The organism is Rhodanobacter sp. FW106-HT46G03 (assembly GCF_058789895.1).
The window spans coordinates 3,111,203-3,135,555 of record NZ_JBYTCC010000001.1; the positions used below are offsets into that span (position 1 = coordinate 3,111,203).

Annotated in this window: 18 protein-coding genes; 11 read left to right on the plus strand and 7 right to left on the minus strand. The window is 60.8% G+C overall.

Going from position 1 to position 24,353, the window contains the following annotated elements; genetic code table 11:
* The first annotated feature begins 45 nt into the window (after positions 1-45).
* From AC3WP6_RS14015 to AC3WP6_RS14025, 3 genes are all read left to right on the plus strand, one after another.
* Positions 46-1,338: a TCR/Tet family MFS transporter gene (locus tag AC3WP6_RS14015; RefSeq protein WP_492628227.1), complete on the plus strand. Its 1,293-nt coding sequence runs from the start codon at positions 46-48 to the stop codon at positions 1,336-1,338.
* The gene (locus AC3WP6_RS14020; RefSeq protein WP_492628228.1) at positions 1,335-1,841 is read left to right on the plus strand and encodes a DUF1993 domain-containing protein; all 507 of its coding nucleotides are present in this window, start codon (positions 1,335-1,337) and stop codon (positions 1,839-1,841) included. The genes AC3WP6_RS14015 and AC3WP6_RS14020 overlap by 4 nt, the downstream gene beginning before the upstream one ends.
* Before the next feature lie 103 nt (positions 1,842-1,944).
* Positions 1,945-3,570: an NAD(P)/FAD-dependent oxidoreductase gene (locus AC3WP6_RS14025; protein ID WP_492628229.1), complete on the plus strand. Its 1,626-nt coding sequence runs from the start codon at positions 1,945-1,947 to the stop codon at positions 3,568-3,570.
* Between the two features lie 33 nt (positions 3,571-3,603).
* Here the strand turns inward: AC3WP6_RS14025 and AC3WP6_RS14030 are convergent, their stop codons facing one another.
* Genes AC3WP6_RS14030 through AC3WP6_RS14045 form a run of 4 tightly spaced genes read right to left on the minus strand, consistent with a single transcriptional unit; the run spans position 3,604 to position 6,820 of the window.
* Positions 3,604-4,302 (minus strand): HAD family hydrolase, encoded by a 699-nt coding sequence (locus tag AC3WP6_RS14030; RefSeq protein ID WP_492628230.1) that lies wholly within the window; start codon positions 4,300-4,302, stop codon positions 3,604-3,606.
* A 5-nt stretch (positions 4,303-4,307) separates the two neighbouring features.
* Positions 4,308-5,102, minus strand: coding sequence for an indole-3-glycerol phosphate synthase TrpC (gene trpC, locus AC3WP6_RS14035; protein ID WP_492628231.1), 795 nt, complete (start codon positions 5,100-5,102; stop codon positions 4,308-4,310).
* 57 nt (positions 5,103-5,159) lie between these two features.
* Entirely contained in the window at positions 5,160-6,224 is a 1,065-nt protein-coding gene (trpD, locus tag AC3WP6_RS14040; protein ID WP_492628232.1) for an anthranilate phosphoribosyltransferase, read from the minus strand.
* Positions 6,221-6,820, minus strand: coding sequence for an anthranilate synthase component II (locus AC3WP6_RS14045; protein ID WP_492628233.1), 600 nt, complete (start codon positions 6,818-6,820; stop codon positions 6,221-6,223). Before AC3WP6_RS14045 ends, trpD begins: the two co-directional genes overlap by 4 nt.
* A gap of 282 nt (positions 6,821-7,102) precedes the next feature.
* Between AC3WP6_RS14045 and AC3WP6_RS14050 the strand changes: the two genes are divergently transcribed.
* The 8 genes from AC3WP6_RS14050 to AC3WP6_RS14085 all read left to right on the plus strand — a co-directional run bounded on the left by AC3WP6_RS14050 (position 7,103) and on the right by AC3WP6_RS14085 (position 21,939).
* Positions 7,103-7,312, plus strand: a complete 210-nt coding sequence (locus AC3WP6_RS14050; RefSeq protein WP_447106701.1) for a helix-turn-helix domain-containing protein — start codon at positions 7,103-7,105, stop codon at positions 7,310-7,312.
* Positions 7,312-10,602 (plus strand): SNF2-related protein, encoded by a 3,291-nt coding sequence (locus AC3WP6_RS14055; RefSeq protein ID WP_492628234.1) that lies wholly within the window; start codon positions 7,312-7,314, stop codon positions 10,600-10,602. Before AC3WP6_RS14050 ends, AC3WP6_RS14055 begins: the two co-directional genes overlap by 1 nt.
* Positions 10,599-11,282 (plus strand): DUF4391 domain-containing protein, encoded by a 684-nt coding sequence (locus AC3WP6_RS14060; protein WP_492628235.1) that lies wholly within the window; start codon positions 10,599-10,601, stop codon positions 11,280-11,282. The genes AC3WP6_RS14055 and AC3WP6_RS14060 overlap by 4 nt, the downstream gene beginning before the upstream one ends.
* Positions 11,279-14,143 (plus strand): hypothetical protein, encoded by a 2,865-nt coding sequence (locus tag AC3WP6_RS14065; RefSeq protein WP_492628236.1) that lies wholly within the window; start codon positions 11,279-11,281, stop codon positions 14,141-14,143. The genes AC3WP6_RS14060 and AC3WP6_RS14065 overlap by 4 nt, the downstream gene beginning before the upstream one ends.
* Positions 14,144-14,196: 53 nt before the next feature.
* Positions 14,197-16,146, plus strand: a complete 1,950-nt coding sequence (locus AC3WP6_RS14070) for a site-specific DNA-methyltransferase (protein ID WP_492628237.1) — start codon at positions 14,197-14,199, stop codon at positions 16,144-16,146.
* Positions 16,147-16,412: 266 nt separating this feature from the next.
* Complete coding sequence (locus AC3WP6_RS14075; RefSeq protein ID WP_492628238.1) at positions 16,413-19,547, plus strand: type III restriction-modification system endonuclease; 3,135 nt, start codon at positions 16,413-16,415, stop codon at positions 19,545-19,547.
* A gap of 20 nt (positions 19,548-19,567) precedes the next feature.
* Positions 19,568-20,977, plus strand: coding sequence for a hypothetical protein (locus AC3WP6_RS14080; protein ID WP_492628239.1), 1,410 nt, complete (start codon positions 19,568-19,570; stop codon positions 20,975-20,977).
* Between the two features lie 245 nt (positions 20,978-21,222).
* Positions 21,223-21,939, plus strand: coding sequence for a MobA/MobL family protein (locus tag AC3WP6_RS14085; protein WP_492628240.1), 717 nt, complete (start codon positions 21,223-21,225; stop codon positions 21,937-21,939).
* Positions 21,940-22,089: 150 nt separating this feature from the next.
* Here the strand turns inward: AC3WP6_RS14085 and AC3WP6_RS14090 are convergent, their stop codons facing one another.
* Genes AC3WP6_RS14090 through AC3WP6_RS14100 form a run of 3 tightly spaced genes read right to left on the minus strand, consistent with a single transcriptional unit; the run spans position 22,090 to position 24,318 of the window.
* Complete coding sequence (locus AC3WP6_RS14090) at positions 22,090-23,535, minus strand: YfjI family protein (RefSeq protein WP_492628241.1); 1,446 nt, start codon at positions 23,533-23,535, stop codon at positions 22,090-22,092.
* On the minus strand, positions 23,532-23,873 hold the full coding sequence (locus AC3WP6_RS14095; protein ID WP_492628242.1) for a hypothetical protein: 342 nt from the start codon (positions 23,871-23,873) through the stop codon (positions 23,532-23,534). The genes AC3WP6_RS14090 and AC3WP6_RS14095 overlap by 4 nt, the downstream gene beginning before the upstream one ends.
* Positions 23,866-24,318, minus strand: coding sequence for a hypothetical protein (locus AC3WP6_RS14100; RefSeq protein WP_492628243.1), 453 nt, complete (start codon positions 24,316-24,318; stop codon positions 23,866-23,868). Before AC3WP6_RS14100 ends, AC3WP6_RS14095 begins: the two co-directional genes overlap by 8 nt.
* Positions 24,319-24,353 lie beyond the last annotated feature (35 nt).

Consider the following 24,353-nt stretch of genomic DNA (forward strand, 5'->3'; position numbering starts at 1 on the left):
GCGGCACTGCGTTATCGTTGTCCATTCGTTGCCGTTTCCGCCTGCATGAACGAGCCTGCCCTCTCTGCGTCGCGCCACCATGCCGCGCTCGCCTTCATCTTCGTCACCGTCACGCTCGACATGCTGGCGTTCGGCATCATCATCCCGGTGCTGCCGCACCTGGTGCTGGAGCTGACCGGCGGCGGGCTGGCGCACGCGGCGATGTGGGTGGGCGTCATCAGCACCTTGTTCATGCTGATGCAGTTCGTGTTTTCGCCGGTGCAGGGCGCGCTGTCGGACCGCTACGGGCGGCGCGCGGTGATCCTGGTGTCGAGCTTCGGGCTCGGTGTGGATTTCATCCTGATGGCGCTGGCGCCGGTGATGTGGCTGCTGCTCATCGGCCGTGCGGTGTCGGGTATCTGCTCGGCGAGTTTCTCCACCGCCAACGCCTACATTGCCGACGTGGTACCGCATGAAAAACGCGCGGCGGCATTTGGCATGCTGGGCGCGGCCTTCAGCATCGGCTTCGTGCTCGGGCCCGCGCTGGGTGGCGTGCTCGGCCACTGGCACCTGCGCCTGCCGTTCTGGGTCGCCGCTGCGCTGGCGCTGGCCAATTTCGTCTACGGCTGGTTCGTGCTGCCCGAGTCGCTGCCGAAGGAGCGCCGCACGCCGCGGGTTGTCTGGCGCGACGCGAACCCGCTGGGCGCCATCGTGCTGCTGCGCCGCTACCCGCAGGTGTTCGGCCTGGCGGTGGTGTTTTTCCTGATCAACCTCGCGCAGTTCTCGCTCAACTCCACCTACGTGCTGTATGCCGATTACCGCTTCGGCTGGGGCCCGCAGGCGGTCGGCTATGCGCTGGCGCTGCTCGGCGTGTGTGCCGGCATCGTGCAGGGCGGGATGGTGCGCCGGCTGATGCCGCGGCTGGGCGAGCGGCGCATGATCATCGCCGGCCTGGCGTTGTGCGTGGCCGGCTACCTGCTGTTCGGGCTGGCCGGTTCGGTGACGCTGTTCATCCTCGCCATCCCGGTGTTCAGCCTCGGCGGCCTCGCCGGCCCGCCGGCGCAATCGCTGATGACGCATCAGGTCGATCCGCACGAACAGGGCCGCCTGCAGGGCGCGCTGTCCAGCCTGCGCGGGCTCGCCGGCATCGTCGGCCCGGTGCTGTTCGCCGATCTGTTCGCGCTGTCCATCAGCAAGCACGCGCCGGTGCCGCACCTGCCCGGCGCCGCGTTCCTGCTGGCCGCGCTGCTGTGCGCGCTGGCGGTCTGGGTCGCGCTGCGTGCGATGCGGATGCGAACCGCCGACAATGGCGGCAGCCACAAGGATTCTTCCCCCGGTTCCATGGAGCAAACGTCATGAGTCTTTCGATGCACCAATCTTCCATCGCCGTTTTCGCCCGCGCGCTGCGCAACCTGCGCCACGTGCTGCAACAGGGCGAGGCATGGGCGAAAAGCCACAACGTCAGCGACGCCGTACTGCTGCAGACGCGGCTGATCCCCGACATGTTCCCGCTGGTGAAGCAGGTGCAGATCGCCTGCGATACCGCCGCGCGCAGCGCCGCGCGGCTGGCGAACGCCGAGGCCAAGTCGTTCCCCGACAACGAGGCCACACTGGTTGATCTCTACGCCCGCATCGACGGCACCATCGCCTACATCGAGAGCTTCAAGCCGACTCAGATCGACGGCGCGGAAACCCGCACCATCACCCTGCCGCGCCACTCCGGCGACGTGAAGCTCAGCGGCGAGGCCTATCTGCACGAGTACGCGCTGCCCAACTTCTTCTTCCACTGCACCACGGCCTACGCGCTGCTGCGCCGCGCCGGCACGCAGATCGGCAAGAGCGATTTCCTCGGCAAGATCTGATTCGTCGCTGCAACCCGCCCTTGCCGTTCGCGGCAGGGGCGTTTTTTCGGGCTGACGGCTGCGATCTGCGAGAATCGCCGCATCTTCTCCACCTCCGCCCGCCATGCTTCGCCTCACCGATCTCAAGCTGCCGCTCGACCACGCCGAGGAGGCGCTGCCCGCCGCCATCTGCGCGAAGCTGGGCATCGCGCGCGCCGCGCTGCGCAGCTTCCGCGTGGCGCGCCGCGGCTACGACGCGCGCAAGCGCGGGCACATCGCGCTGATCTACACGGTGGACGTGGAACTGGCCGACGAGCCGGCGCTGCTCGCACGCCACGCCGACGACCGCCACGTGCAAGTCACACCGGATACCGGCTACCACTTCGTGGCGCGCGCGCCGGAGCAGTTCGAACACCGGCCGATCGTGATCGGCTTCGGGCCGTGCGGCATCTTTGCCGCGCTGATCCTCGCCCAGTCCGGCTTCCGCCCGATCGTGCTCGAACGCGGCAAGGCGGTGCGCGAGCGCACCAGGGACACCTGGGACCTGTGGCGCAAGCGCGAGCTGCACCCCGACTCCAACGTGCAGTTCGGCGAAGGCGGCGCCGGCACGTTTTCCGACGGCAAGCTGCACAGTCAGATCCGCGATCCGCTCCATCACGGCCGCAAGGTGCTGGAGGAATTCGTCAAGGCCGGTGCGCCGGAGGAAATCCTCACCGTCAGCAAACCGCACATCGGTACCTTTCGGCTGGTGACGATGGTGCAGAGTCTGCGCGCCAGCATCGAGGCGCTGGGCGGCGAAATTCGCTTCGGTGCGCGCGTGGATGATCTTCTCGTGGACACCGACGCGCGCGGCGAGCGCCACGTGCGCGGCGTGCACCTGACCGACGGCAGCACGCTGCGCAGCGACCACGTGGTGCTCGCGCCAGGCCACAGCGCGCGCGAGCTGTTCGCGCTGCTCGCCGCCCGCGGCGTGCATCTGGAGGCCAAGCCGTTCTCGATCGGCTTCCGCATCGAGCATCCGCAATCCTTGATCGACCACGCGCGTTTCGGTCCGCAGGCGGGCAACCCGATTCTCGGCGCCGCCGACTATCACCTGGTGCATCACCTCGGCACCGGCCGCTCGGTGTACAGCTTCTGCATGTGCCCCGGCGGCACCGTGGTCGCCGCCACCAGCGAACCGGAGCGGGTGGTGACCAACGGCATGAGCCAGTACTCGCGCAGCGAGCGCAACGCCAACGCGGCCATCGTGTGCGACATCGCGCCGGCCGACTACGCGGCCTACGGCAGCGGGCCGCTCGCCGGCATCGCGTTGCAGCGGCACTGGGAGTCGCACGCCTACCAGCTCGGCGGCGGCGACTACAGCGCGCCGGCGCAGCGGGTGGGTGATTTCCTCGCCGGCCGCGCCACGCGCGCCCTTGGCGACGTCGTGCCGTCCTACCAGCCCGGCGTGCAGCTCACCGATCTCTCCACCGCGCTGCCTGACTACGCCATCGCCGCCATCCGTGCGGCGATCCCGGCGTTCGAGCGCCAGATCCGCGGCTACTCCCTGCCCGACGCGATGCTCACCGGCGTCGAGACCCGCACCTCGTCACCCGTGCGCATCCGCCGCAACGACGGCGACCTGCAAAGCGTCAATACCCACGGCCTGTACCCCGCCGGCGAAGGCGCGGGCTACGCCGGCGGCATCCTCTCCGCCGCGGTGGACGGCATCCGCGTCGCGGAAGCCGTGGCTCTTGCCATCACCGCGTAGAAGCCCGTTCCGGGCGACACTGCAAAAAAGCCATCAATGCCAGGCCACGCGACCCACCACGCGGCCAAGCGCGGCATCCATTTTCTTGCACAGTTTCGGCGTGCCGTTGACCAGCACCGGCTCAGCCGCAACCTTGAGCATGGGCACATCCTGCAGCGCGTCGGTGTAGGCACAGCGGCAGGCGTGCACGCCGTGCTCGGCCAGCACCTTGAGCTTGTTGGCGCCAACGTTGTGGAACCCGGTGCGCATGCCGAGCCAGGTGGGCCGCAGGCGCGAGGCACACAGCTCGACGTCGCCCAGCCCGAGCTCGCGCATGATCGCGCCCACCAGCGCCTCTTCGCAGCCAGTCACCACGATCACCCGTTCGCCGGCCTGCTGATGGTGGCGCAACTGGCGCAAGCCATCGCGGCAAAAGCGCCGCGAGTGGCGCACGAGGTCCGCTGCATAGGCGCTGGCGCGCGCGCGATAGTGCGCGGCGCTCATGCCAAACAGCGCCGCGTGCACCAGCGCGCGCGCGGCCAGCCGCCGCGAAAACGGCAACATCACGACGAGCCACGGCACATATGGCAGCACCAGCAAACAACGCAGCCACGAACGCGCGTAGCGGTTGCGGATGAACAGGTTGAACGCGTCGCCGTGCAACAGCACGCCATCGAAATCAAACAGCACCACGCGCGCAGGGGACGCGGGCGCGCCGGCCGCCGGTGGCGGCACGGTTTCCAGCATGGGCATGGGTTTCACTTTGTGGCAAACAGCCGCTTGAGTTCCGCACCGGGGTCCTCGGCGCGCATGAACGCCTCGCCGACCAGGAACGCATTGATGCCACCGGCACGCAGCACGGCCACGTCCTCCGGCGTGCGGATGCCGGACTCGGCCACCAGGATGCGGTCGTACTCCATCTGCTCCTGCAGCCGCAATGAGGTTTCCAGCGAGGTTTCAAAGCTGCGCAGGTTGCGGTTGTTGACGCCGATCAGCGGCACCGGCAATGCCTGCGCGCGTTCGAGCTCTTCCTCGTCATGCACCTCGCACAGTACGTCCAGATCCAGCTCGGCGGCCTGCAGCGAAAGCTCCAGCAGCACGTCGTCGTCGAGCGCGGCCACGATCAGCAAAATGCAATCGGCGCCAATCACGCGCGCCTCGTGCACCTGGTAGGGGTCGATGATGAAATCCTTGCGCAGCACCGGCAGTTTGCAAGCATCGCGCGCCTGCTGCAGAAACGCCTCGCTGCCCTGGAAAAAATCCGCGTCGGTCAGCACCGAGAGGCAGGTGGCACCACCGTGCGCGTAACCCTTGGCAATCTTTGCCGGGTCGAAATCGGGGCGAATCACGCCCTTGCTCGGGCTGGCTTTCTTGACCTCGGCGATTACCGCCGGTTTGCCGGCGTTGATTTTCGCTTCGATCGCCGCCGCGAAGCCGCGTGTGCCCGGCACGTCGGCGATGCGTGCCACCAGCTCGGCCAGCGGCTGCCGCGCCTTGCGCTCGGCGACTTCTTCCGCCTTGCGGGCGAGGATGCGGTTGAGGATGTCGGTCATGGGTGTCATGGCGTGCAAAGTCAAAAGCATCGTGGTTACGCAAACGTCGTCATGCCGTCAAGCCGGTTGCGGCTGCGCGGCAAGGCGCACGGTGGCGGCCACGAAAGCGTGCATTTTCGCACGCGCCGCGCCGCTCGCAATCGCTGCGCGTGCCTGCGCAATGCCGGCTTCGATCGACTCCGCGCGATCGACAGCGTATAGCGCGGCACCGGCATTCAGGCACACGATGTCGTGCGCCACACCGGCTTTGCCTTCGAGCACGCCAAGCAGTATCGCCTTGGATTCGCCCGCATCGGCCACGCGCAGGTTGCGGCTGGAGGCCATGGCCAGGCCGAAATCCTCCGGCTCGATCTCGTACTCGCGCACCACGCCATCCTTGAGCTCGCCCACCAGTGTGGCGGCGCCAAGCGAAATCTCGTCCATGCCGTCGCGCCCCCACACCACCAGCGCGCGTTGGGCACCCAGTTGCTGCAACACGCGCACCTGGATGCCGACGAGGTCGGGGTGAAACACGCCCAACAGGATATTCGGTGCGCCGGCCGGGTTGGTGAGCGGCCCCAGGATGTTGAAGATGGTGCGCACGCCCATCTCCTTGCGCACCGGCGCCACCGCCTTCATGGCCGGGTGGTGGTTCGGCGCAAACATGAAACCGATGCCGGTTTCGGCCAGGCATTGCGCGACCTGCGCGGGCTTCAGGTCGATTCGCACGCCGAGCGCTTCGAGCACATCGGCGCTGCCCGATTTGGACGACACGCTGCGCCCGCCGTGCTTGGCCACCCGCGCGCCGCAGGCGGCGGCGACGAACATCGAGCAGGTGGAGATATTGAAACTGCATGCGCCATCGCCGCCGGTACCAACGATATCGAGCAGATGGCTGGTGTCGCCCGCCACGTCGACCTTGTTCGCCAGCTCGCGCATCACGCGCGCGGCGCCGGTGATCTCGCCCACGGTCTCCTTTTTCACCCGCAGGCCGGTGATGATCGCCGCCGTCATCAGCGGACTCACCTTGCCGGCCATGATCTGGCGCATCAGCGCGATCATTTCGTCGTGGAAGATCTCGCGGTGCTCGATCGTGCGCTGCAAGGCTTCCCGCGGGGTGATGGTGATTTCGCGCGCGCTCATGCGGCAAGCCTCCGGTGCGGCAGACCGAGAAAGTTTTCGAGAATGGCGTAGCCCTGCCGAGTGAGAATCGACTCGGGGTGGAACTGCACGCCTTCGACCGGCAGCGTCTTGTGCCTGAGGCCCATGATCTCATCCAGCGAACCGTCGGGGTTTGCCGTCCACGCCGTCACTTCGAGGCACTCGGGCAAGGACGCCTGCTCGACCACCAGCGAGTGATAGCGCGTGGCCTCGAACGGCTCGGGCAAACCGGCAAACACGCCGTGCCCGCGGTGATGCATCGGCGAGGTCTTGCCGTGCATGATCTGCTTGGCGCGCACCACCTTGCCGCCAAACGCCTGCCCGATTGCCTGATGGCCAAGGCACACGCCGAAAATCGGTACCTCGCCCGCCATCTCGCGCAGCAGCGGCAGCGTCACGCCCGCATCGTCCGGCGTGCCCGGCCCCGGCGAAATCATGATGTGCCCAGGATGCAGCGCACGGATGCCGGCGACATCGATCGCGTCGTTGCGCACCACCTTCACTTCCTGCCCCAGCTCGCCCAGGTACTGCACGAGGTTGTAGGTAAAGCTGTCGTAGTTGTCGATCATAAGCAGCATAAAAAGCCTATCTACTTGTTTTACTTAGAGTGCATGCCGACATCATCGTCTTGATACCCGCATGGATACCCGCAATTTCACTGGATACCCTGTAGACGGCCAATCGGTGCCACACAAGCATTCTTGCACGTATCCCGCGGCTGCCAAATGAAAGGCACACGTGCGCTTATGCACTGCGGCCCACACAAGAGCCAACGGCGGCGAGTAGCCGCATCGTGTCCAGTGTCCGTAAGAATTGGCTAGACTTGGCCAGCTATAGCCGACAGGGGGCGAAGCCACAACATGACCGGTTCCGACGGAGAAATCCTCACGCTCGACGAAGTTGCCGCCTACCTCAAGGCCGGCAAACGGACGGTCTATCGCTTTGCCCAGAACGGCGACATCCCGGCCTTCAAGCTCGGGGGCACCTGGCGCTTCCGTCGCTCCGAACTGGAGCGCTGGATTGACGCCAACAGCAACCAGCACAAGACGACAGGCAAGGGACGCCGCTGATGGAAATCCTCGACAACATCAATCACCTCTTCGGCGACGACCTCAAGCAAGCGCTCAAGCCGGGAGCCAAGCTCAAGATCGCCGCCTCCTGCTTCTCGATGTATGCCTACGAGGCGCTGAAGACTGAGCTGGAGCAGATCGAGGAGCTGCGCTTCATCTTCACCTCGCCCACGTTTGTGACCGACGAAGTCACCGATCAGGTGAAGCGCGAGCGGCGCGAATTCCACATCCCCAAGTTGGATAGGGAACGCAGCCTCTATGGCAGCGAGTTCGAGATACAGCTGCGCAACAAGCTCACCCAGCGCGCCATTGCCCGCGAATGCGCTGACTGGCTGCGCCGCAAGGCGCAGTTCCGCAGCAACCGGAGCAAGGCACCGATGCAGCAGTTTGCCGGTGTCGTGGCCCCCTTGGGGGCCACGGCATATATGCCGCTGCATGGCTTCACTGCCGTCGATCTCGGCTACCAACACGGCAATGCCGTCTCCAACCTCATCAACAAGTTGGACGACCACGCCTCAACGGCAACGTATCTGAATCTCTTCGAGCAAATCTGGAACGACTCCGAGAAACTTGAAGACGTCACCACGCAAATCTGCCAGCACATTGCTTCCGTTTATCAGGAGAACTCACCGGAGAACGTCTACTTCCTGATGCTCTACAACATCTTCAACGAGTTCCTCGACGACCTCGACGAAGACGTGCTGCCCAATGACCGCACGGGCTACCAGGACACTCTGGTCTGGAACAAGCTCTTCAACTACCAGCGCGACGCTGCCATCGGCATCATCAACAAGCTGGAGACCTACAGCGGCTGCATCCTCGCCGACAGCGTTGGCCTGGGCAAGACCTTCACGGCGCTGGCCGTCATCAAGTACTACGAGCTGCGCAACAAGTCAGTGCTTGTGCTCTGCCCCAAGAAGCTTGCGGACAACTGGCTCAACTACAACCGCAACCTGAAGACCAACCTATTCGCGAAGGATCGCTTCAACTACGACGTGCTGTGCCACACCGACCTTTCCCGCACCAGCGGCGAGTCCTTCGGCACGCCACTCAATCGCATCAACTGGGGCAACTATGACCTGGTGGTGATCGACGAGTCGCACAATTTCCGCAACAACGATGCGGTGAAGGAGCGCGAAACCCGCTACCAGAAACTAATGCGCAAGGTGATGCGCGAGGGCGTCAAGACGAAGGTGCTTATGCTCTCGGCCACGCCCGTCAACAACCGTTTCAACGACCTGCGCAACCAGCTGGCGCTGGCGTACGAGGGTGACTCGGAAAACCTCAACAAGAAGTTGCGCACCAGCAAGTCGGTCGAAGAGGTATTCCGAAACGCGCAGAGGGCCTTCAACGCCTGGTCGCTTCTGCCGCTGGAGCAGCGCACGCCCCGCGCTATCCTCGACGCACTGGACTTCGATTTCTTCGAGCTGTTGGACAGCGTCACCATCGCCCGCTCGCGCAAGCATATCCAGACGTTTTACGACACCCGCGACATCGGCCCTTTCCCGGAACGCCGCAAACCGTTGTCGTTTCGCTGCCCGCTGACCACGCGGACTGACGTGATGAGCTTCAACGAGATTTTCGAGCAACTTGCCAAGCTCAACCTCGCGATTTATGCCCCACTGAGCTACATCCTTCCCAGCCGCATCAAGAAGTACGAGGAGATGTACGACACCCAGGTATCGAGTGGCGGCGGCGCCCTGCGACAGATAGATCGCGAGCAAAGCCTGAAGAAGCTGCTCACGGTCAATCTGCTCAAGCGCCTGGAAAGCTCGGTCGCTGCCTTCCGACTGACCTTGAAGATGTTGCTAGACAACCACCAGCACACATTGGGCAAAGTCGAAGTCTTCGATACCAATGGCGGCAAGGGCAGCGTGAGCGACCATACTGCCGCGCTGGAAAACCTCGAAGCGGATGACGACGACTGGCTGGACGAAGGCAACAGCGATTTCAACGTGGGCGGAAAGGTCAAGATCGACCTGGCGGACATGGACCTGCCGCGCTGGCAGTTCGATCTGCAGCGCGACCTCGACGTGATCGCCACGCTGTTCGCGGAAATGGAAAAGATCACGCCCGCGGACGACGCCAAGTTGCAACACCTGAAATCCCTGCTGCACGACAAGATCGCCCATCCGATCAACCCAGGCAACAAGAAGGCGCTGGTCTTCACCGCTTTCGCCGATACCGCCAACTACCTCTACACCAACCTGGCGCCGGAGCTTTGGGCCAAGGGGCGGTTGCACAGTGCCAAGGTCACAGGCAGTTCCCGACCTCAATCCACCCTCGCTACCCGCTACGACTTCCAGGAGCTGTTGACGCTGTTCTCGCCACGCTCCAAGGAAAAGGCCGTCGTGCTGCCACAAGAGCCGGCTGAAATCGACTTGCTGATCGGCACCGACTGCATCTCCGAAGGCCAGAACCTGCAGGACTGCGACTACCTCGTCAACTACGACATCCACTGGAATCCGGTGCGCATCATCCAGCGCTTCGGCCGCATCGACCGCATCGGGTCGCCGAACAGCAGCATCCAGCTGGCGAACTACTGGCCTGACATCTCGCTGGACGAGTACATCAACCTCAAGGAGCGCGTGGAAAGCCGCATGACCATCGTCGACGTCACCGCCACTGGCGACGACAACGTGCTCTCGGCCCAAGCCAATGACGTGGCCTACCGCAAGGAACAACTCAGGCGCTTGCAGGAGGAAGTGATCGAACTGGAAGACGTCAAGGCCGGCGTGTCGATCACCGACCTCGGTCTCAACGACTTCCGCATGGATCTCTTGAACTACGTCAAGGCCCACGGCGAGCTGAAGAACGCCCCCAATGGCCTGCATGCCGTCGTACCCGCCCATGCCGAACTCGGCCTGCCGCCCGGCGTGCTGTTTACCCTGCGCAATCGCAACGCGGGCATCAACCCGACAGCCAATCAGCCTCAGCACAACCGCCTGCATCCGTACTACTTGATCTACATCGGCCGCGACGGCAACGTCGTCCACGACCAGACCGAAGTGAAGCGTCTGCTCGACCTGGCGCGTACTTGCTGCAAGGGGCAAGACGAACCCTTCCTTCCACTGTGCGACCAGTTCAACTGGGAGACGGCGGACGGCCGCAACATGCAGGCCTACTCTGACCTCCTGGGCAAAGCCATTCGCACGATGGTGGAGGTGAAGGAAGAAAGGGACATCGACAGCTTGTTCTCCGGGGGCAAGACCACCGCACTAACCCAAACCATCGCCGGGTTGGACGACTTCGAGCTGATTGCCTTCCTCGTCGTGCTGGAAGCGGAATGACGCGGCGCGCACGTACAGCCCTGTTCGCCTATCCCGGCAAGGCCGCCTTCGGGCGCGTCGTCCCCAAGGCCAAGCTTTACGAACACGGCACAGTCGGCGGCCGTCTCAAAGGCCTGTTCGCCGAACAGGTCGAACAGATCGTGTGGCAATACAAGCTGGCACCTGAAACCACCAATTTGTCCGCTTCACCCGGCGCACCCGAGATCCAGGTCTTCAGCGTGCGGCTCAGGGCGTCAGAGCTTCACCACGACATCCTGCGGTGCATCGACAAGGCCATCCCGTTTCCGCTCCTGTTTGAGCTGCATGACGAGGATCGTCTTCAGGTGGTCGCCTGCTACAAGCGCCCCAGCGAAACCGAGGCCAGCCGCTGGGTATGCTCGGATTATTTCGCTACCGATTGGATTGCCGCGGAGAGCCCACGTGCCGCCCTGCCGGTCGCGCTGAACCTGGGCGGGCTGTACGAGCAGCTGCTGCACGCGCTGATCCCGCTGACCCATCGCTCGAAAGAGTCGTTGTCCGATCTGGTCGAACGCGTGAGCAAGGTGCGTATGCTACGGAAAGAGATGGACAAGACAGTCTCGCAGCTTGCGACGGAGAGGCAGTTCAATCGTAGGGTGACGATCAACGCCACGGCGCGAGAGCTGAAGCACAACCTGAAATTGCTGGAGAGTGGCGAATGAGCGAGGCTGAGATAAGCGTACCGACAACGGCACGCAAATATGACGCCGCCATCCAAAGTCGAGCCGATGGCAAGTTCATCAGCCGATTCAAGGAACAGACGCGGATTATGTTCGCCACCAATTACGGCGGCCCGTTTTTCGCGATATCCCGTCTTGCCCCCGAGCTCTACGCCAAGCCGAACGTCAACCTTCTGCTTGCCGACGCTGGAGGCTGGTACGCGGAGGCGGGCGGGCGCTGGCTCACGCTCTACGCCAAGGCACTCCAACCAGCGCGCAAGCACACCATCACTGTGTGCTCATCCAGGCGCCCCGAGTACGGGAAGGCCCCTAAGCCAATTCTGTTCCAGCCTCCGCAACAAGTATTGCTGAAGAGCTGGGACAAGCATCTGCAGGGCCTGGATACCCTGCCAGATCTTACAATCCTGCCTGTTCCGGATGATTTCGAGCGCACGGTGGCGCTAGTGGAGTCGCTACGCACAATTGCCGCCGGCCACAAGGCCCTGATCTCTTGTCATCTCCACGCCCAGGCGCTCCTCGTGGGCGCGCTACTCCGCGCCTACGGATTCAAAACCAGCCAAATCGTTGGATTCGATCTCGCCGACGGCGAACCCCAACACCTTGCACAGGGCACTTGGTGGTTGTCGGCCATTGTTCCCACGAAGGAACACGCTACCCAGCCCGCCAAGGAAGTCATTGATGAGCTCGGCCTTACCTTCCACTGCCTGCGAAGTCAGGTCGCTCAAGGGGCGACAAGGGAGGATGCCGCCCTGGTCGCAGCCACAATTGCCACGCGAGCGACCGTCCCTGTGGAGGGAAAGGACATCCGTGCTGTCCGCGTTCCACCGCTTGGCGGCATCGACCTTTGTACGGGGCGATTTTTCAACGTCACCGAAGAATCCAAAGGCAAACCCATAGCCTGGGACGCCCTGACCACGAATGCGGACCTCTTGGCCCAAGCACCCACGGAGGACAAGGACCATTCGGCAGACGATGATCGCCTCAACCTGATGCTCTGGGTCGCGAAAGTCCTGGCCGAACTCGACAAGCGCGAGCCCGATGAGCCCGAGACCAGTCCTGCCCTTCAAGGCTCCGACCAAGAAACACCGGCTGACAGCAAGTCCGAGGGGCTCCAAAAGAAGCCTGTAGCAGATGGTGCCGTTGACGCCGACGCTAATCACTCTCGCGAAGTTCGACCCGACACCATACGTGCTACGCGTCCGCAACGACCCCGCCTCTCGCGACGCGCCGGCACCATCAACGTGCTTGCTCTCGCTGCGCGACTGGGACGCGCAGGGCAACGCACGGAAAAGACCTTCGACACGACCAGGGCACGTATCCTGCTCTGGCTGAACAACAAGGGCTTCCACACCACCGATCCAATGGGCAATAACCACATCGAGTCGCTGGACGGCGAGGTGACCATCGAGAGCGATGGCTCACGCATCTGGTCGCTGCGCTTCGACGACCGACGGTCCATGGAACAAGGTGCCATCTGGCGCGTGGAAGCAACACTCATCAATGGCGATCACCCCGCCATGGGCCTGCGCTTGATTCAGGTTCGGAGCACCGAGGAAGCGCCCCTTCCAGTGGCCAGCGGTGTACCGCAGGTTGTCGCAGACATCGCCAAGGATATCGGCCTGATGGATGCGGGCACCGCCCTACTCAACACGGCCACGCACCTGTCCGGCGAGGACGATGCACCACGTCTTATCCAGCTACTCCTTAACGCCGAGCGTATCCAGCCCGTCATCGTGATCGCTGGCGATATCGACGCTTCGGCTGACCGCCTGGCCAGGCGCCTCACCGGCGTGGCCCACATCGTCTGCATCGACACGCCTGTCTCGCATCAGCTTGTCCGACGGCTTGGCCGTGAGCGCTCGGTCTACGGCCATGCCGTGCGTTTGTACCGACCCGGATTCAATGCCGAAGCCGACCCCTACCTGCACCCGGTATGGCCCCTGAAAACCAACCAGTTGCCCAAGTGGCTGGTTAACGACCTCTTCGAGGAGGCTTGCGCCACCAGTACGGCCGCCGAGGATCTGGACGAACGCGTCCCACCTTTCCAGGCCATACGCCAACACCTAGCCACCGAGCGCGTCCGTAACTCGGAAGCGCGACTGGCGACCTTGCGAGAACAGTCCACCCATGCCGCGGCCTCCAAGGATGAGCAGATAAGCCAGCTCCTGACCATCCGAGCGGAGCTGGAATCTGCACTGACCGCGCATCAAACCAAGGCCAGCGAGCTTGACGCAGAGATGGCCGACCTGCAGGAGGAACTCAGGGCAACCCGCCGCGAACGCGATGAGGCTCGCGGCGAATTGCGCCGGAGTCAATACCAATTCCACGCCCAGTGGAATGAAAGCGAAGAGCAAGAAACGGGAACGGCCGACGAGAGCTACTACCCCGATACCTGGGACGAGCTGGAGGATTGGGTGGAGATTTACGGCGACAACAAACTGGTGCTGTTGCCGCAGGCCGCCAAAGCTGCCCACGAGTCGCCGTTCAAGAACATCCCGCTGGCCTACAAGGCGCTGGACTACCTGGCGCACTACTACGTGCCCATGCGCACTCGCGATACGGACGACACCGCCTCCTATCAAGCCAGCCAGCAAGCCTTGGCCGAACTGGGGCTGGAACTTTCCGCTGTGGGCACGGCGCTGGACGACAGGCGCTACAAACAGGACTATCGCCGCCAACATGAAGGGCGAGATATCTGGCTGGATCAACACTTGAAGGCCGGCGTCGGCTTCGATCCTGCGACTATATTCCGGTTGTACTTCTGGTACGACGCAGACACCGCAAAGGTGGTGGTGGGTCACCTGCCCACCCACCTGACCAACCGCACCACTCACTCGGGCTGACCGCTCGTCACCAGCTACGCCATGCAAACAGAATCGAAACGCAAGAGAACACCATGGACAAACTAAAGATGCACTCGCCCGACCTCACCCAGGACAACATCGCGCGCATACGTGAGCTGTTTCCGGACTGCGTGACTGAGGCCAAGGGTGAGGGCGGCGGAGTGCGGCTGGCGGTGGATTTCGACCAGCTAAGGCAGGCCTTGTCCGAATCGTTGGTGGAAGGGCCGCAGGAGCGTTACCAGCTCAATTGGCCGGGCAAGCGCGAGGCGCTGCTGACGGCGAACGCACCGATCGCCAAGACCTTGCGGCCTTGCCGTGAGGAAAGCCTGGACTTCGACACGACGAAGAACCTGTTCATCGAGGGCGACAATCTGGAGGCGCTCAAGCTGCTGCAAGAGACGTATCTGGGTAAGGTCAAGATGATCTACATCGACCCGCCGTACAACACTGGCAACGATTTCATCTACGAAGACGACTTTGCCGAGGAAGCTGGCGAATACCTACGCCGATCCAATCAGGTGAGTTATGAAGGCGATCGAATGGTCGCTAACACCTCAGCCAACGGACGATTCCACTCGGATTGGCTGAGCATGATCCTTCCCAGACTGAAGTTAGCTCGAAACCTTCTTCGGGATGATGGCGTCATCTTTGTTTCCATAGACGACAACGAAGCCGACAACCTTAAAAAGTCTTGCTGTGAGGTGTTTGGAGAAGCAAACTTCATTGCCCAGCTCGTCTGGGAGGGCGCCAACAAGAATGATGCACGCCAAGTCGGAGTTTCACACGAGTACGTCATCGTCTTTGCGAAAAGTAGGCAAGATGTTCCGAGGGAATGGAGCATCCGCAAGGAGGGGGTTGATGAAGTCATAAAGGAGGTTTCACGCCTGAAGAAACACTACGGCACTGATTTTGAATCAGCAACGCTGGATTTGGGTGGGTGGTTTCGCGCCATGAAGGCCAAACCAGCATTCGCCTTGCGTCGCTTCCGCTACGTCGACTCTCGTGGTGCCTATAAGGAAGATGACCCGACAGCACCAGGTGGTCGTCGATTCCAATTGGTCAATCCCAAGAGTGGAGATTTAATTCCGCTAAGACGCAACCGCGGGTGGAGCTTTGATCAAGCAGAATTCAACCGTCTAGTTGACGAAGATAGAGTGAGCTTCGTAACCCCAACAAGCATAATGATCCGGCGGTATTTGCACGAGACGGACGCACTAACACCACCCAGTGTCTTCTACCAGCCTGCCCGATCAGCGTCGGAGCGTCTCGCCTCACTTATTGGGCCAGGCATCTTCGATTTCCCTAAGGACGATACAACCCTTGCTAAATTTGTAGAGATGGCAACCACGGGAGGCGACGACGATTGCATCGTTCTCGATTTCTTCGCTGGTTCAGGCACTACTGCTCACGCAGTTATGGCACAGAACGTCGAGGACGGCGGTAATCGCCGCTTCATCATGGTGCAGTTGCCTGAAGAGTGTGCCGAGAATTCTGATGCGTTCAAGGCCGGCTACAAGACTATCGCCGACATCAGCAAGGAGCGTATCCGCCGTGCCGGCAAGAGGATTAGGGAGGGCAGCCCACAGGCAGACACCGGGTTCCGCGTCCTCAAGATCGATACCTCAAACATGGCCGACGTGTTCTACACGCCTGACGCCATGACCCAGGAAGGCCTGTTCGCTGCCGTGGACAACATCAAGCCCGACCGCACGGCCTTCGACCTGCTGTTCCAGGTGATGCTGGACTGGGGTGTAGACCTGGCCCTGCCCATCGAGAAGAAGGTGATTCAGGGCAAGGACGTGTACTTGGTGGACGGCAACGCACTGGCTGCTTGCTTTGATAACGCAGGCGGCATCGACGACGCCTTCGCCAAGGAGCTGGCCACGAACCAGCCGCTGCGCGCCGTATTCCGCGATGCCGGTTTCAAGGACAGCACGGTGAAGATCAACATCGAGCAGATCTTCAAGCTGCTCTCACCCGCCACCGAAGTGAAGTGCCTGTGAGGTGGTGCCATGGAGCCAGTTGACTGACGCGATTGCTGGACGGTCTGATCGTTACCTGGGAAAACGAGGTGGCGGAGTTCAAGCAGGCCGGCAGCGACTACTGCACAAGTACTTCTCCGCGTCGGCCCACGAGGCTACCTAGGCTGGACGTATGCAGAATGAAAGCGCGCCTTGCTTAGTCATAAGCACTTATAAATCAAATCGTTATGTCTTTCTGCAAGCAAGGCTTGCAGAGTACTTGCAGAAAGGAACGCCGCAGGAAAACCATGAAGCTCAAGTTCAAGATCCAGCCTTACCAGACCGCCGCCGTACAAGCGGTGGTGGACTGCTTTGCCGGCCAACCGCCCGCCAGCGCCCGCGCTGTGAGCTACCGCATCGACCCGGGCAAGGTGGCCAAGGGGCAGACCATCGGCAGCACTCTGGATGCTGGTGACGGCTTCAGGAATGCCGACATTCTTTTGCCGGAGAAAAATCTGCTGGACAACATCCAACAGGTGCAACACGCCCGGAATCTGCCTATTTCGTCTTCACTGTCCGATTACTACACGACCAACGGCAAGGGCGAGCGAATATCTGTCACGGCCACCTACCTCAAAGCGGCGAAAGAAATCTCAAATGTCCACCTCGACATCGAGATGGAAACTGGCACCGGCAAGACGTATTGCTACATCAAAACCATGTTCGAGCTGAACCAGCGCTATGGCTGGGGCAAGTTCATCGTGGTGGTGCCATCCATTGCCATTCGCGAAGGCGTAGCCAAGTCGCTGAAGATCACGGCCGAGCACTTCCTGGAAGCCTACGGCAAGAAGGCTCGGTTCTTCATCTACAACTCCAAAGATCTCTCGCCTCTGGAGAGCTTTTCTTCAGACGCTGGCATCAACGTGATGGTTATCAATGTTCAGTCCTTCAACGCCACTAGCAAGGACAACCTGCGCATCTACCAAGAGCTGGACGACTTCCAGTCACGCAAGCCCATCGACGTCATCAGTGCCAACCGGCCTATATTGATTCTTGACGAACCCCAGAAGATGGAAGGCGGAAAGACGCTGGATTCGCTGGCGAAGTTCAAGCCACTATTCGTGCTGCGCTACTCGGCCACACACAAGACGCGCCACAACCAGGTACATCGTCTCGATGCACTGGACGCCTACAATCAGAAGCTAGTGAAGAAGATCGCCGTGCGCGGCATCACCATGAAGGGGCTGACCGGCACGAACGCCTATCTGTACCTGCAGTCCATCGAGATTTCCAGCAAGAAGCCACCTGAAGCCCGTGTAGAGTTCGAGCGGAAGCTCGCCGGCGGCAAGATCAAGCGTACGGTGCGCAAACTGAAGAAGGGCGACAACCTGTTCACGCTTTCCGATGAGCTGGACCAATACCGCCAGGGCTTCGTCGTCTCCGACATCAATGCCAACACCGACACCCTGAGCTTCACCAACGGCGTGGATCTGGTGGTGGGTGATGCGACGGGCAACGTGAACGAGGCCATGCTGCGCCGCATCCAGATCCGCGAGGCGATCAAGGCGCACTTCGACAAGGAACAGGCCTTGTTCTCACAGGGCGTAAAGGTGCTGAGCCTGTTCTTCATCGACGAGGTGGCGAAGTACCGCGACTACGCTGTAGCCGACACCAAGGGCGAATACGCGCGCATCTTTGAAGAGGAATATCAGCTGTATTTGAACGAGGTACTTGAGCTGGAGGAAACGCCCTGGACCAAATACCTCAAGGGCATCGCAGTGGAGAAGACCCATAGCGGTTACTTCTCCATCGACAAGAAAACCAAACACCTCACCGACCCCACCGTGGCGAAGCGCGGCGAGAATGCGGGTCAGTCCGACGATGTAGACGCCTACGACCTGATCCTGAAAGACAAGGAGCGCCTGCTGTCGCTCACCGAGCCGGTGCGCTTCATCTTCTCGCACTCCGCCCTACGCGAAGGCTGGGACAACCCCAACGTGTTCGTGATCTGCGCACTGAAGCACAGCGACAACACCGTCTCGCGCCGCCAGGAGGTGGGTCGCGGCCTGCGCCTCGCCGTGAATCAGCAAGGCGAGCGCATGGACAACCCGGTCACCGTCCACGACGTCAACCTGCTCACTGTAGTGGCCAGTGAGAGCTACAAGGATTTCGTAGCCGGTCTGCAGGAGGACATGACCAAGGCGCTGTCCGAGCGCCCGCGCAAGGCTGACGAGCACTACTTCGCCGGCAAAGTGCTCAAGACCGACCAAGGCGATGTATCCGTCACGCCGGCCATGGCGAAGCAGATCTACAAGTACCTGCTCAAGAACGATTACACCGACGACAACGACGGCATCACGAACGTCTACCACCAGGCTAAAAAGGATGGTGCCTTGGCCGAACTGCCAGCAGAGCTGCGTCCTTACGAGGCACAGGTCGTCATGCTGATCGACAGCGTCTTCAGCGCAGCGCAGCTGCCTGACATCGACGATGGCCGCAAGCCGAAGCGCAATCCGCTCAACGCGAACTTCGACAAGCAAGAGTTCAAGGCACTGTGGAACCGCATTAACCGCAAGGCGGCCTACAGCGTGCATTTCGACAGCGATGAGCTGGTGAAGAAGGCCGTGAGCACGATCAACGATCGGGCCGACAGCGTCGGCCTGCGGGTGACACCGCTGCAATACGTGATCGTCAGTGGTGAGCAGGAAAACACGGTGGATCGTGACCAGCTCGAAAGCGGAAAGGGTTTCCGCGTCGGCGAGAGCGTGGTCGAGAATCATCGTGCCTCCGTCCATTCCGACGTGCGTTACGACCTCATCGGCAAGCTAGCCGAAGGAACCAAGCTCACCAGGCGCACGGTAGCCGACATCCTCAAGGGGATGAACGCCGCAGTCTTTGCACAGTACAGGCTCAACCCCGAGAGTTTCATCGCCGAGGCCATCCGGCTCATCAACGAGCAGAAAGCCACCATGATCGTCGAGCACCTGGCTTACGACCCGGTGGAGGAACGCTACGACACGGACATCTTCACGGCCGGGATGACCAAGCAGGACTTCACTCATGCCGGCGACAAGCTCAAGCACCACATCTACGACTACGTGATGACCGACTCGACGGTGGAGCGCAACTTCGTCACCGAGCTGGACACCAGCAGTGACGTGGTCGTCTACGCCAAGCTGCCGCGTGGGTTCCTGATCCCCACCCCGGTAGGCGACTACAACCCCGACTGGGCCATCAGTTTCAAGGAAGGCCAGGTCAAGCACGTCTACTTCGTGGCGGAGACCAAGGGTTCCATGTCCAAGATGGAACTGCGCAAGATCGAGGAGACCAAGATCGAATGCGCCAGCAAGTTCTTCGACGAAATGAACCGGCGATACGCACCCCAGAACGTCAAGTACGAGGTGGTGGACAGCTTCAGCAAACTGATGGAGATGGTGAAGTGACAACGAACAAGGAATGCGCCATGTACAAGCCCCGCTTCGACTTCGGCAAAGAGTTCGATCCCAGCGGAGAACAGACTGGAACCGTTAAAGCCCTGCTCGAAGAGCTCAACTACGAGAAATTCAAGACAGCTACAGGCACCCACGCAGAGGGAGGTAACTCGAATGGGACATCAGTGACTTTCGATTCGCTAAGCGGCGTGTTCGAATTCCTGAACGATGTCACCGGCATGAGCCAGCCCAAACTCGCCCAAGACATCCCTCTATCGACGCTGAAGACCGTCAAGCTTCTTTACGTCACAAACGACACCAACGACACACAGCTGTTCAGACTACTCAAGTCACCGCTTCGTGGGGGCAAGCCATCGCTGGAGTTCTATACCACCGAAACACCTTCGAGAAATCAGAAGGGTATTGCCATCGTCGATCACCTGCTATCGACCTTGAGTATAGAGGTTGATCCAGCCGTACTGCGGAGGATAGACACTTCGTTCCTGACCTATCCAAAGCTGCTCGAATGCATAGCACAGGAGAATCTCGAAATTCTCGAACCTATCTACGAAAGGCATCACGGACAGTCAGCGTCGATAGCCAAAGCCATCGCCCATTTGGCCGAGGCAGTCGAGCATCACAAGCCGATGCCCCATAGGTCCGATCGCTCGCTTCCTGAAGCCCTATACACGTATCTGCGCATCCTCCCATTTCTAAATTTCGTTGGGGAGTATCAAGAAGTCATCGAACTATCACGCATCGGGAATCAGATCGATCCGATTTTGGACAAGATCGATACTTTCTGCAGCGAACTTTCTATTGCCATGCAGTCGGAAGTTCATCACAACACACCGATAACTTCCGTGGAAGGATTCCCTGCCTTTGTCGATACCAACTCTCTGGCATTAGCCAAACTGGTGCAGCATGCAACCGGCATCGCCAGTGAAAGAAGAGACATCCTGAAAATCGTCAATGCATCCAGCAAGGTTCTCTGCTCATACGTCCATCATGAGTGGGGCATCATTTCACTGGATACGAAGAACATCACAGTGGTCGACTGTATCGCTACCCTTTGCACCATTCGCCACCAGCAGAAGGTGAAGACAAACTATTCCGCCTACTGGCTGGGCCAAGAACAGTCCGACAAGGGTACCGGCGTGCTACGTCAGATGGATGATGCCAGGAGTTCCGAGGAACTTTTCGAGCACGACTACATACCACATGGCATCAACCAGCTGTTGTTCAGTCGCTTCAATCAATTCCACATGGCAATCACCGGGAAAACCGGGCGCTACTCGGCGTGGATGGAATTACAGCTGGCTCGATTGACAAAATATGCTGAGTGCTATCAATCCAACGACGTTTCCATTTGCGACGATGCTGTTCAGCGCTTCTACGAATATTGCAGGCGAGAAGCAATCAAAGCAGCAGACATCACGTGATCTGAGTAACTTTTTACACCGTTCCATCTATGTATATGAAGATGGAGTCGGTGTCTTGATGATAGTCAGGTGGCAGAGGAGTGCTCAGCAAAGAACTACTGCTATAGAGGGGGGGGGATTGCGGTAGCGCACATACCCTTTCTCTCTACTCATCGTCAAAACAACCGAAAACTCATCTCCAAGGCAGCCGGCGAGGATTATCCCCGCCGGTTTTTTATTGACCAACGAGAAAGGGTAGTACAAACATGGCCAGCTTTCATCATCGAATCAAGAGCGGCAAGAAAGGCGCCGCCCGGGAACACGCTGCTTACATTGAGCGACTGGGAAGGTACGAGGATCGCGAGGATTTGATCCATGCCGAGAATGGGAACCTGCCCGATTGGGCGGAAGGCAATCCTGCCACGTTCTGGAAAGCTGCGGATGCCTATGAGCGCGCCAACGGTGCGGCGTACCGTGAGCACGTGGTCGCCCTGCCGAACGAGCTCAATTTGGAACAGAACCGCGCGCTGGCGATGCGACTTGCCCGTGAACTGGTGGGAAGCAAACCCTTCCAGCTCGCCATCCATGCGCCCGAGGGTACGCTTGGTGGCATAACGAATTCGCACATGCACTTGATGTACTCGGACAGGGTACAGGACGGGATCAGTCGATCACCAGAACGGATGTTTTCCAGGTACAACCCTGGGCGACCCGAAGCCGGCGGTTGTCGCAAGGATAGCGGCGGCAAGAGTCCGATGGTGCTTCGCGACGAAGTCATCGCAACACGGAAGAAGATCGCCGACATTCAGAACCAGGCACTCGCCGAGCATGGCCAGGCTGCGCGAGTAGATCACCGCAGCTTACGCGAGCAAGGTCTGCAACGTCGCCCAGAGCGCCACCTCGGGCCAACACGTATCAAGAACATGTCCGACGAAGAGAAGGCCCTGTTCGCCACGCTGCGTGCCGGTGGTACCGAGAACTGACTCCCGCAGACCCATGACCATCTGCCAACCACGCGATTCTGCGACAAAATCGCAAGAGTCGCATGGTTTTTGCCGATCCACTTGCAGGCAGGATCTCAAGCAAAGAGCCCCGGCCATAGCTGGCCGGGGCGTCAGGTTCACAACCAGCGGCTACAGACCGCCGAAATACCAGTCACTGAGTCGAACGAAACGCTGCTTGCCTTTGGTGGCGACCACGATCCAGACGGCCTGCTGGCCTTCAAGGAGGCGAAGGGCAGCATTGAGCCGATCACGATTGCGCACGGGCCCGTACCGCAGCACATGGTTCTTCGGGATGTATGTATCGGAGTTGGGCCCCCGCCAGACACACTCGCGAAGGTACTTCACCACTGCTTGTGCATCGACCTGCTCTTGCGAGAGTGTGAACTGCGGAGAGAACAACCGCCTGTATTCTTCCAGGTGCCACTGCACAACCGTGAATGCGCGCTCCAGCGTGTCCAATGTGATCTTGCCTACCTCGCCACTAAAGCAGTGGAACACGGCGGCCAGGCGGCCAAGCAGCTCCATGATCTTCGACGCGAAGTCGTTGATGTCGTGCAGGTAGTCTCCAGGCCGCAGCATCCACTCCGTCTGCCTCGCCAGATCAAACCAACGCGCCCTTGCGTCGTCCGAGAACTCAACCAGTTCACGCTCGATCTCACCCGATCCCGCGATTGCATCGAACTGCTCCAGCAACTCCCGCATCCGTGCATGAAAGGTCGGAAGGCACTCCCAAACCAGTTCTTCGGTGTTGACCTGCCGGAAGCCCTGCGTCGATTCAGGCCAGCCCACGAGATACCGCGCCCAGTGGCCCGATCCCTTCGCGATCTCGCCGTGCTTGGCCAAATAGGCCTGAAGCACCGACCTCTGGGTCATGATGCTGATCGTCACGCGCGGATTCATGACCAAGACGTTGTCGAAGTCAGCTCGATCCAGCGTCAACATCGGCGCACCGTCCCATGCTTTGTTCAACAGACCAAGCTGCGCCATCGCGTCGCTCTTGAACATCACCTGACCTTCGTCAGTCGTGATCGCAATGGACTGACCATCGCCATGGAGTGCATCCATCATGGCCCGCGCTGTGATGTTCTGGCGCATGAAGCGACGCAGGCGAGGCTTTTTCGGCTTCAGCTTCGCGTGCTCCGCCATTTCTGCCTGAATCTCCTCGAACGACTCTCCCTTGCTGACTGCCTTGGCAAGCCGATTGCGAAGTCCCTGGCCTTTCGCGTCCCAAACCTCGCGCTCGGCCTGATAGCTATCCAGCGCAGCCTGGTATGCCAAGGCTTTGCGACGGTCATGCTCATACAGCGGCGCGAAGACCAATGCATCCACGGTGCTCTTGCGCTCGCCGGACTCGGCAATCCCAATCAGGTTCAGAGACGTCGGTCGGCACTGCCCGGTCGGAAGCTTCACATCGAACAGACCCTGGCAAGCCGTCGACATCCCGGCGATCAGCCCCATTCCGATCAGCGCGTCGGGCGCCTGAATGTTCCGCCGCAGCTCCCACGCCGTGAGTCGCACCCACATCAGGAAGGCGTCCAACGGGTAGGGCGGCGGCACAAAGTTGCTATCGTTCATGCTTCGTCTCCTTCCGCGTCTGCCTCGTCAGCCATGAGCGCCTGATGGCTATCCATCCCGAGCGGATGGCCACAGGAGCCGCACAACGGCATCTCTCCGTTCAACTGACGACGCTCCCGTTCGGCCTCAAGGAGCTGCCGAAACCCAGCCGGACTGACCTTCAGGCCATAGGCATTGTTGAAGGCCGTCAGAATCGACTTCTGCGGTACCTTCGCAGCCAAACGCTGCTCGATCTCGTCGTGCGCCTCACCGAAGGCTTCGCTATTCCGGCGCCGACTACTGGGCTGGATTGCCTGCAGCTCGTTCTTGAAGCGCTCGAATTCATTGTTCTCACTCATGCGTGTAGTCCTCGATGTTGTTGGTGTTGGTGCCAGTCTTCAGCTCGCGATCGCGCAACCAGGCAATCACCTGGTCGTACCACCAGAAGCGGGGCGAGCGGGGCGTGTCGAAAAGCGGCGTGCCTTTCGGGAAGGTCGGGTCCTTCTTCAAAATCTTGTAGGCACTGCTGCGGCCAACTCGGACCACTTTGAGCAGCTCGGAAAACCGAACAGTCGGTCCGTCGGGTTGCCACGCCGTAAGCAGGCAAGTTGGTGGGTAGCTGTGTTGTGACCGATCAATCGGCTTCTTCCGCCGCGAACGAACATTGGGGTTGCGGTGCATTGCTTTTTTCATGTAACTTTCCTTTTCTGTCGAAGTACGGCCAGTTCGTACCAACCGTGCGGGCATTTCATCCATTTCGCCGACATCGTTCGACGGAAAAAAAATCAAAGTTTTTGCAGTCATGCCCCGTCTCACGCCAACGGCCGCTGCAACCGCCA

Coding starts and splice junctions, on each gene's coding strand:
- AC3WP6_RS14020 (WP_492628228.1), top strand. CDS start 1,335: ATGAGTCTTTCGATGCACCAATCTTCCATCGCCGTTTTCGCCCGCGCG.
- AC3WP6_RS14060 (WP_492628235.1), top strand. CDS start 10,599: ATGACGCGGCGCGCACGTACAGCCCTGTTCGCCTATCCCGGCAAGGCC.
- AC3WP6_RS14085 (WP_492628240.1), top strand. CDS start 21,223: ATGGCCAGCTTTCATCATCGAATCAAGAGCGGCAAGAAAGGCGCCGCC.
- AC3WP6_RS14015 (WP_492628227.1), top strand. CDS start 46: ATGAACGAGCCTGCCCTCTCTGCGTCGCGCCACCATGCCGCGCTCGCC.
- AC3WP6_RS14080 (WP_492628239.1), top strand. CDS start 19,568: ATGTACAAGCCCCGCTTCGACTTCGGCAAAGAGTTCGATCCCAGCGGA.
- AC3WP6_RS14030 (WP_492628230.1), bottom strand. CDS start 4,302: ATGCCCATGCTGGAAACCGTGCCGCCACCGGCGGCCGGCGCGCCCGCG.
- AC3WP6_RS14065 (WP_492628236.1), top strand. CDS start 11,279: ATGAGCGAGGCTGAGATAAGCGTACCGACAACGGCACGCAAATATGAC.
- AC3WP6_RS14090 (WP_492628241.1), bottom strand. CDS start 23,535: ATGAACGATAGCAACTTTGTGCCGCCGCCCTACCCGTTGGACGCCTTC.
- trpD (WP_492628232.1), bottom strand. CDS start 6,224: ATGAGCGCGCGCGAAATCACCATCACCCCGCGGGAAGCCTTGCAGCGC.
- AC3WP6_RS14055 (WP_492628234.1), top strand. CDS start 7,312: ATGGAAATCCTCGACAACATCAATCACCTCTTCGGCGACGACCTCAAG.
- AC3WP6_RS14095 (WP_492628242.1), bottom strand. CDS start 23,873: ATGAGTGAGAACAATGAATTCGAGCGCTTCAAGAACGAGCTGCAGGCA.
- AC3WP6_RS14100 (WP_492628243.1), bottom strand. CDS start 24,318: ATGACTGCAAAAACTTTGATTTTTTTTCCGTCGAACGATGTCGGCGAA.
- AC3WP6_RS14075 (WP_492628238.1), top strand. CDS start 16,413: ATGAAGCTCAAGTTCAAGATCCAGCCTTACCAGACCGCCGCCGTACAA.
- trpC (WP_492628231.1), bottom strand. CDS start 5,102: ATGACCGACATCCTCAACCGCATCCTCGCCCGCAAGGCGGAAGAAGTC.
- AC3WP6_RS14050 (WP_447106701.1), top strand. CDS start 7,103: ATGACCGGTTCCGACGGAGAAATCCTCACGCTCGACGAAGTTGCCGCC.
- AC3WP6_RS14025 (WP_492628229.1), top strand. CDS start 1,945: ATGCTTCGCCTCACCGATCTCAAGCTGCCGCTCGACCACGCCGAGGAG.
- AC3WP6_RS14070 (WP_492628237.1), top strand. CDS start 14,197: ATGGACAAACTAAAGATGCACTCGCCCGACCTCACCCAGGACAACATC.
- AC3WP6_RS14045 (WP_492628233.1), bottom strand. CDS start 6,820: ATGCTGCTTATGATCGACAACTACGACAGCTTTACCTACAACCTCGTG.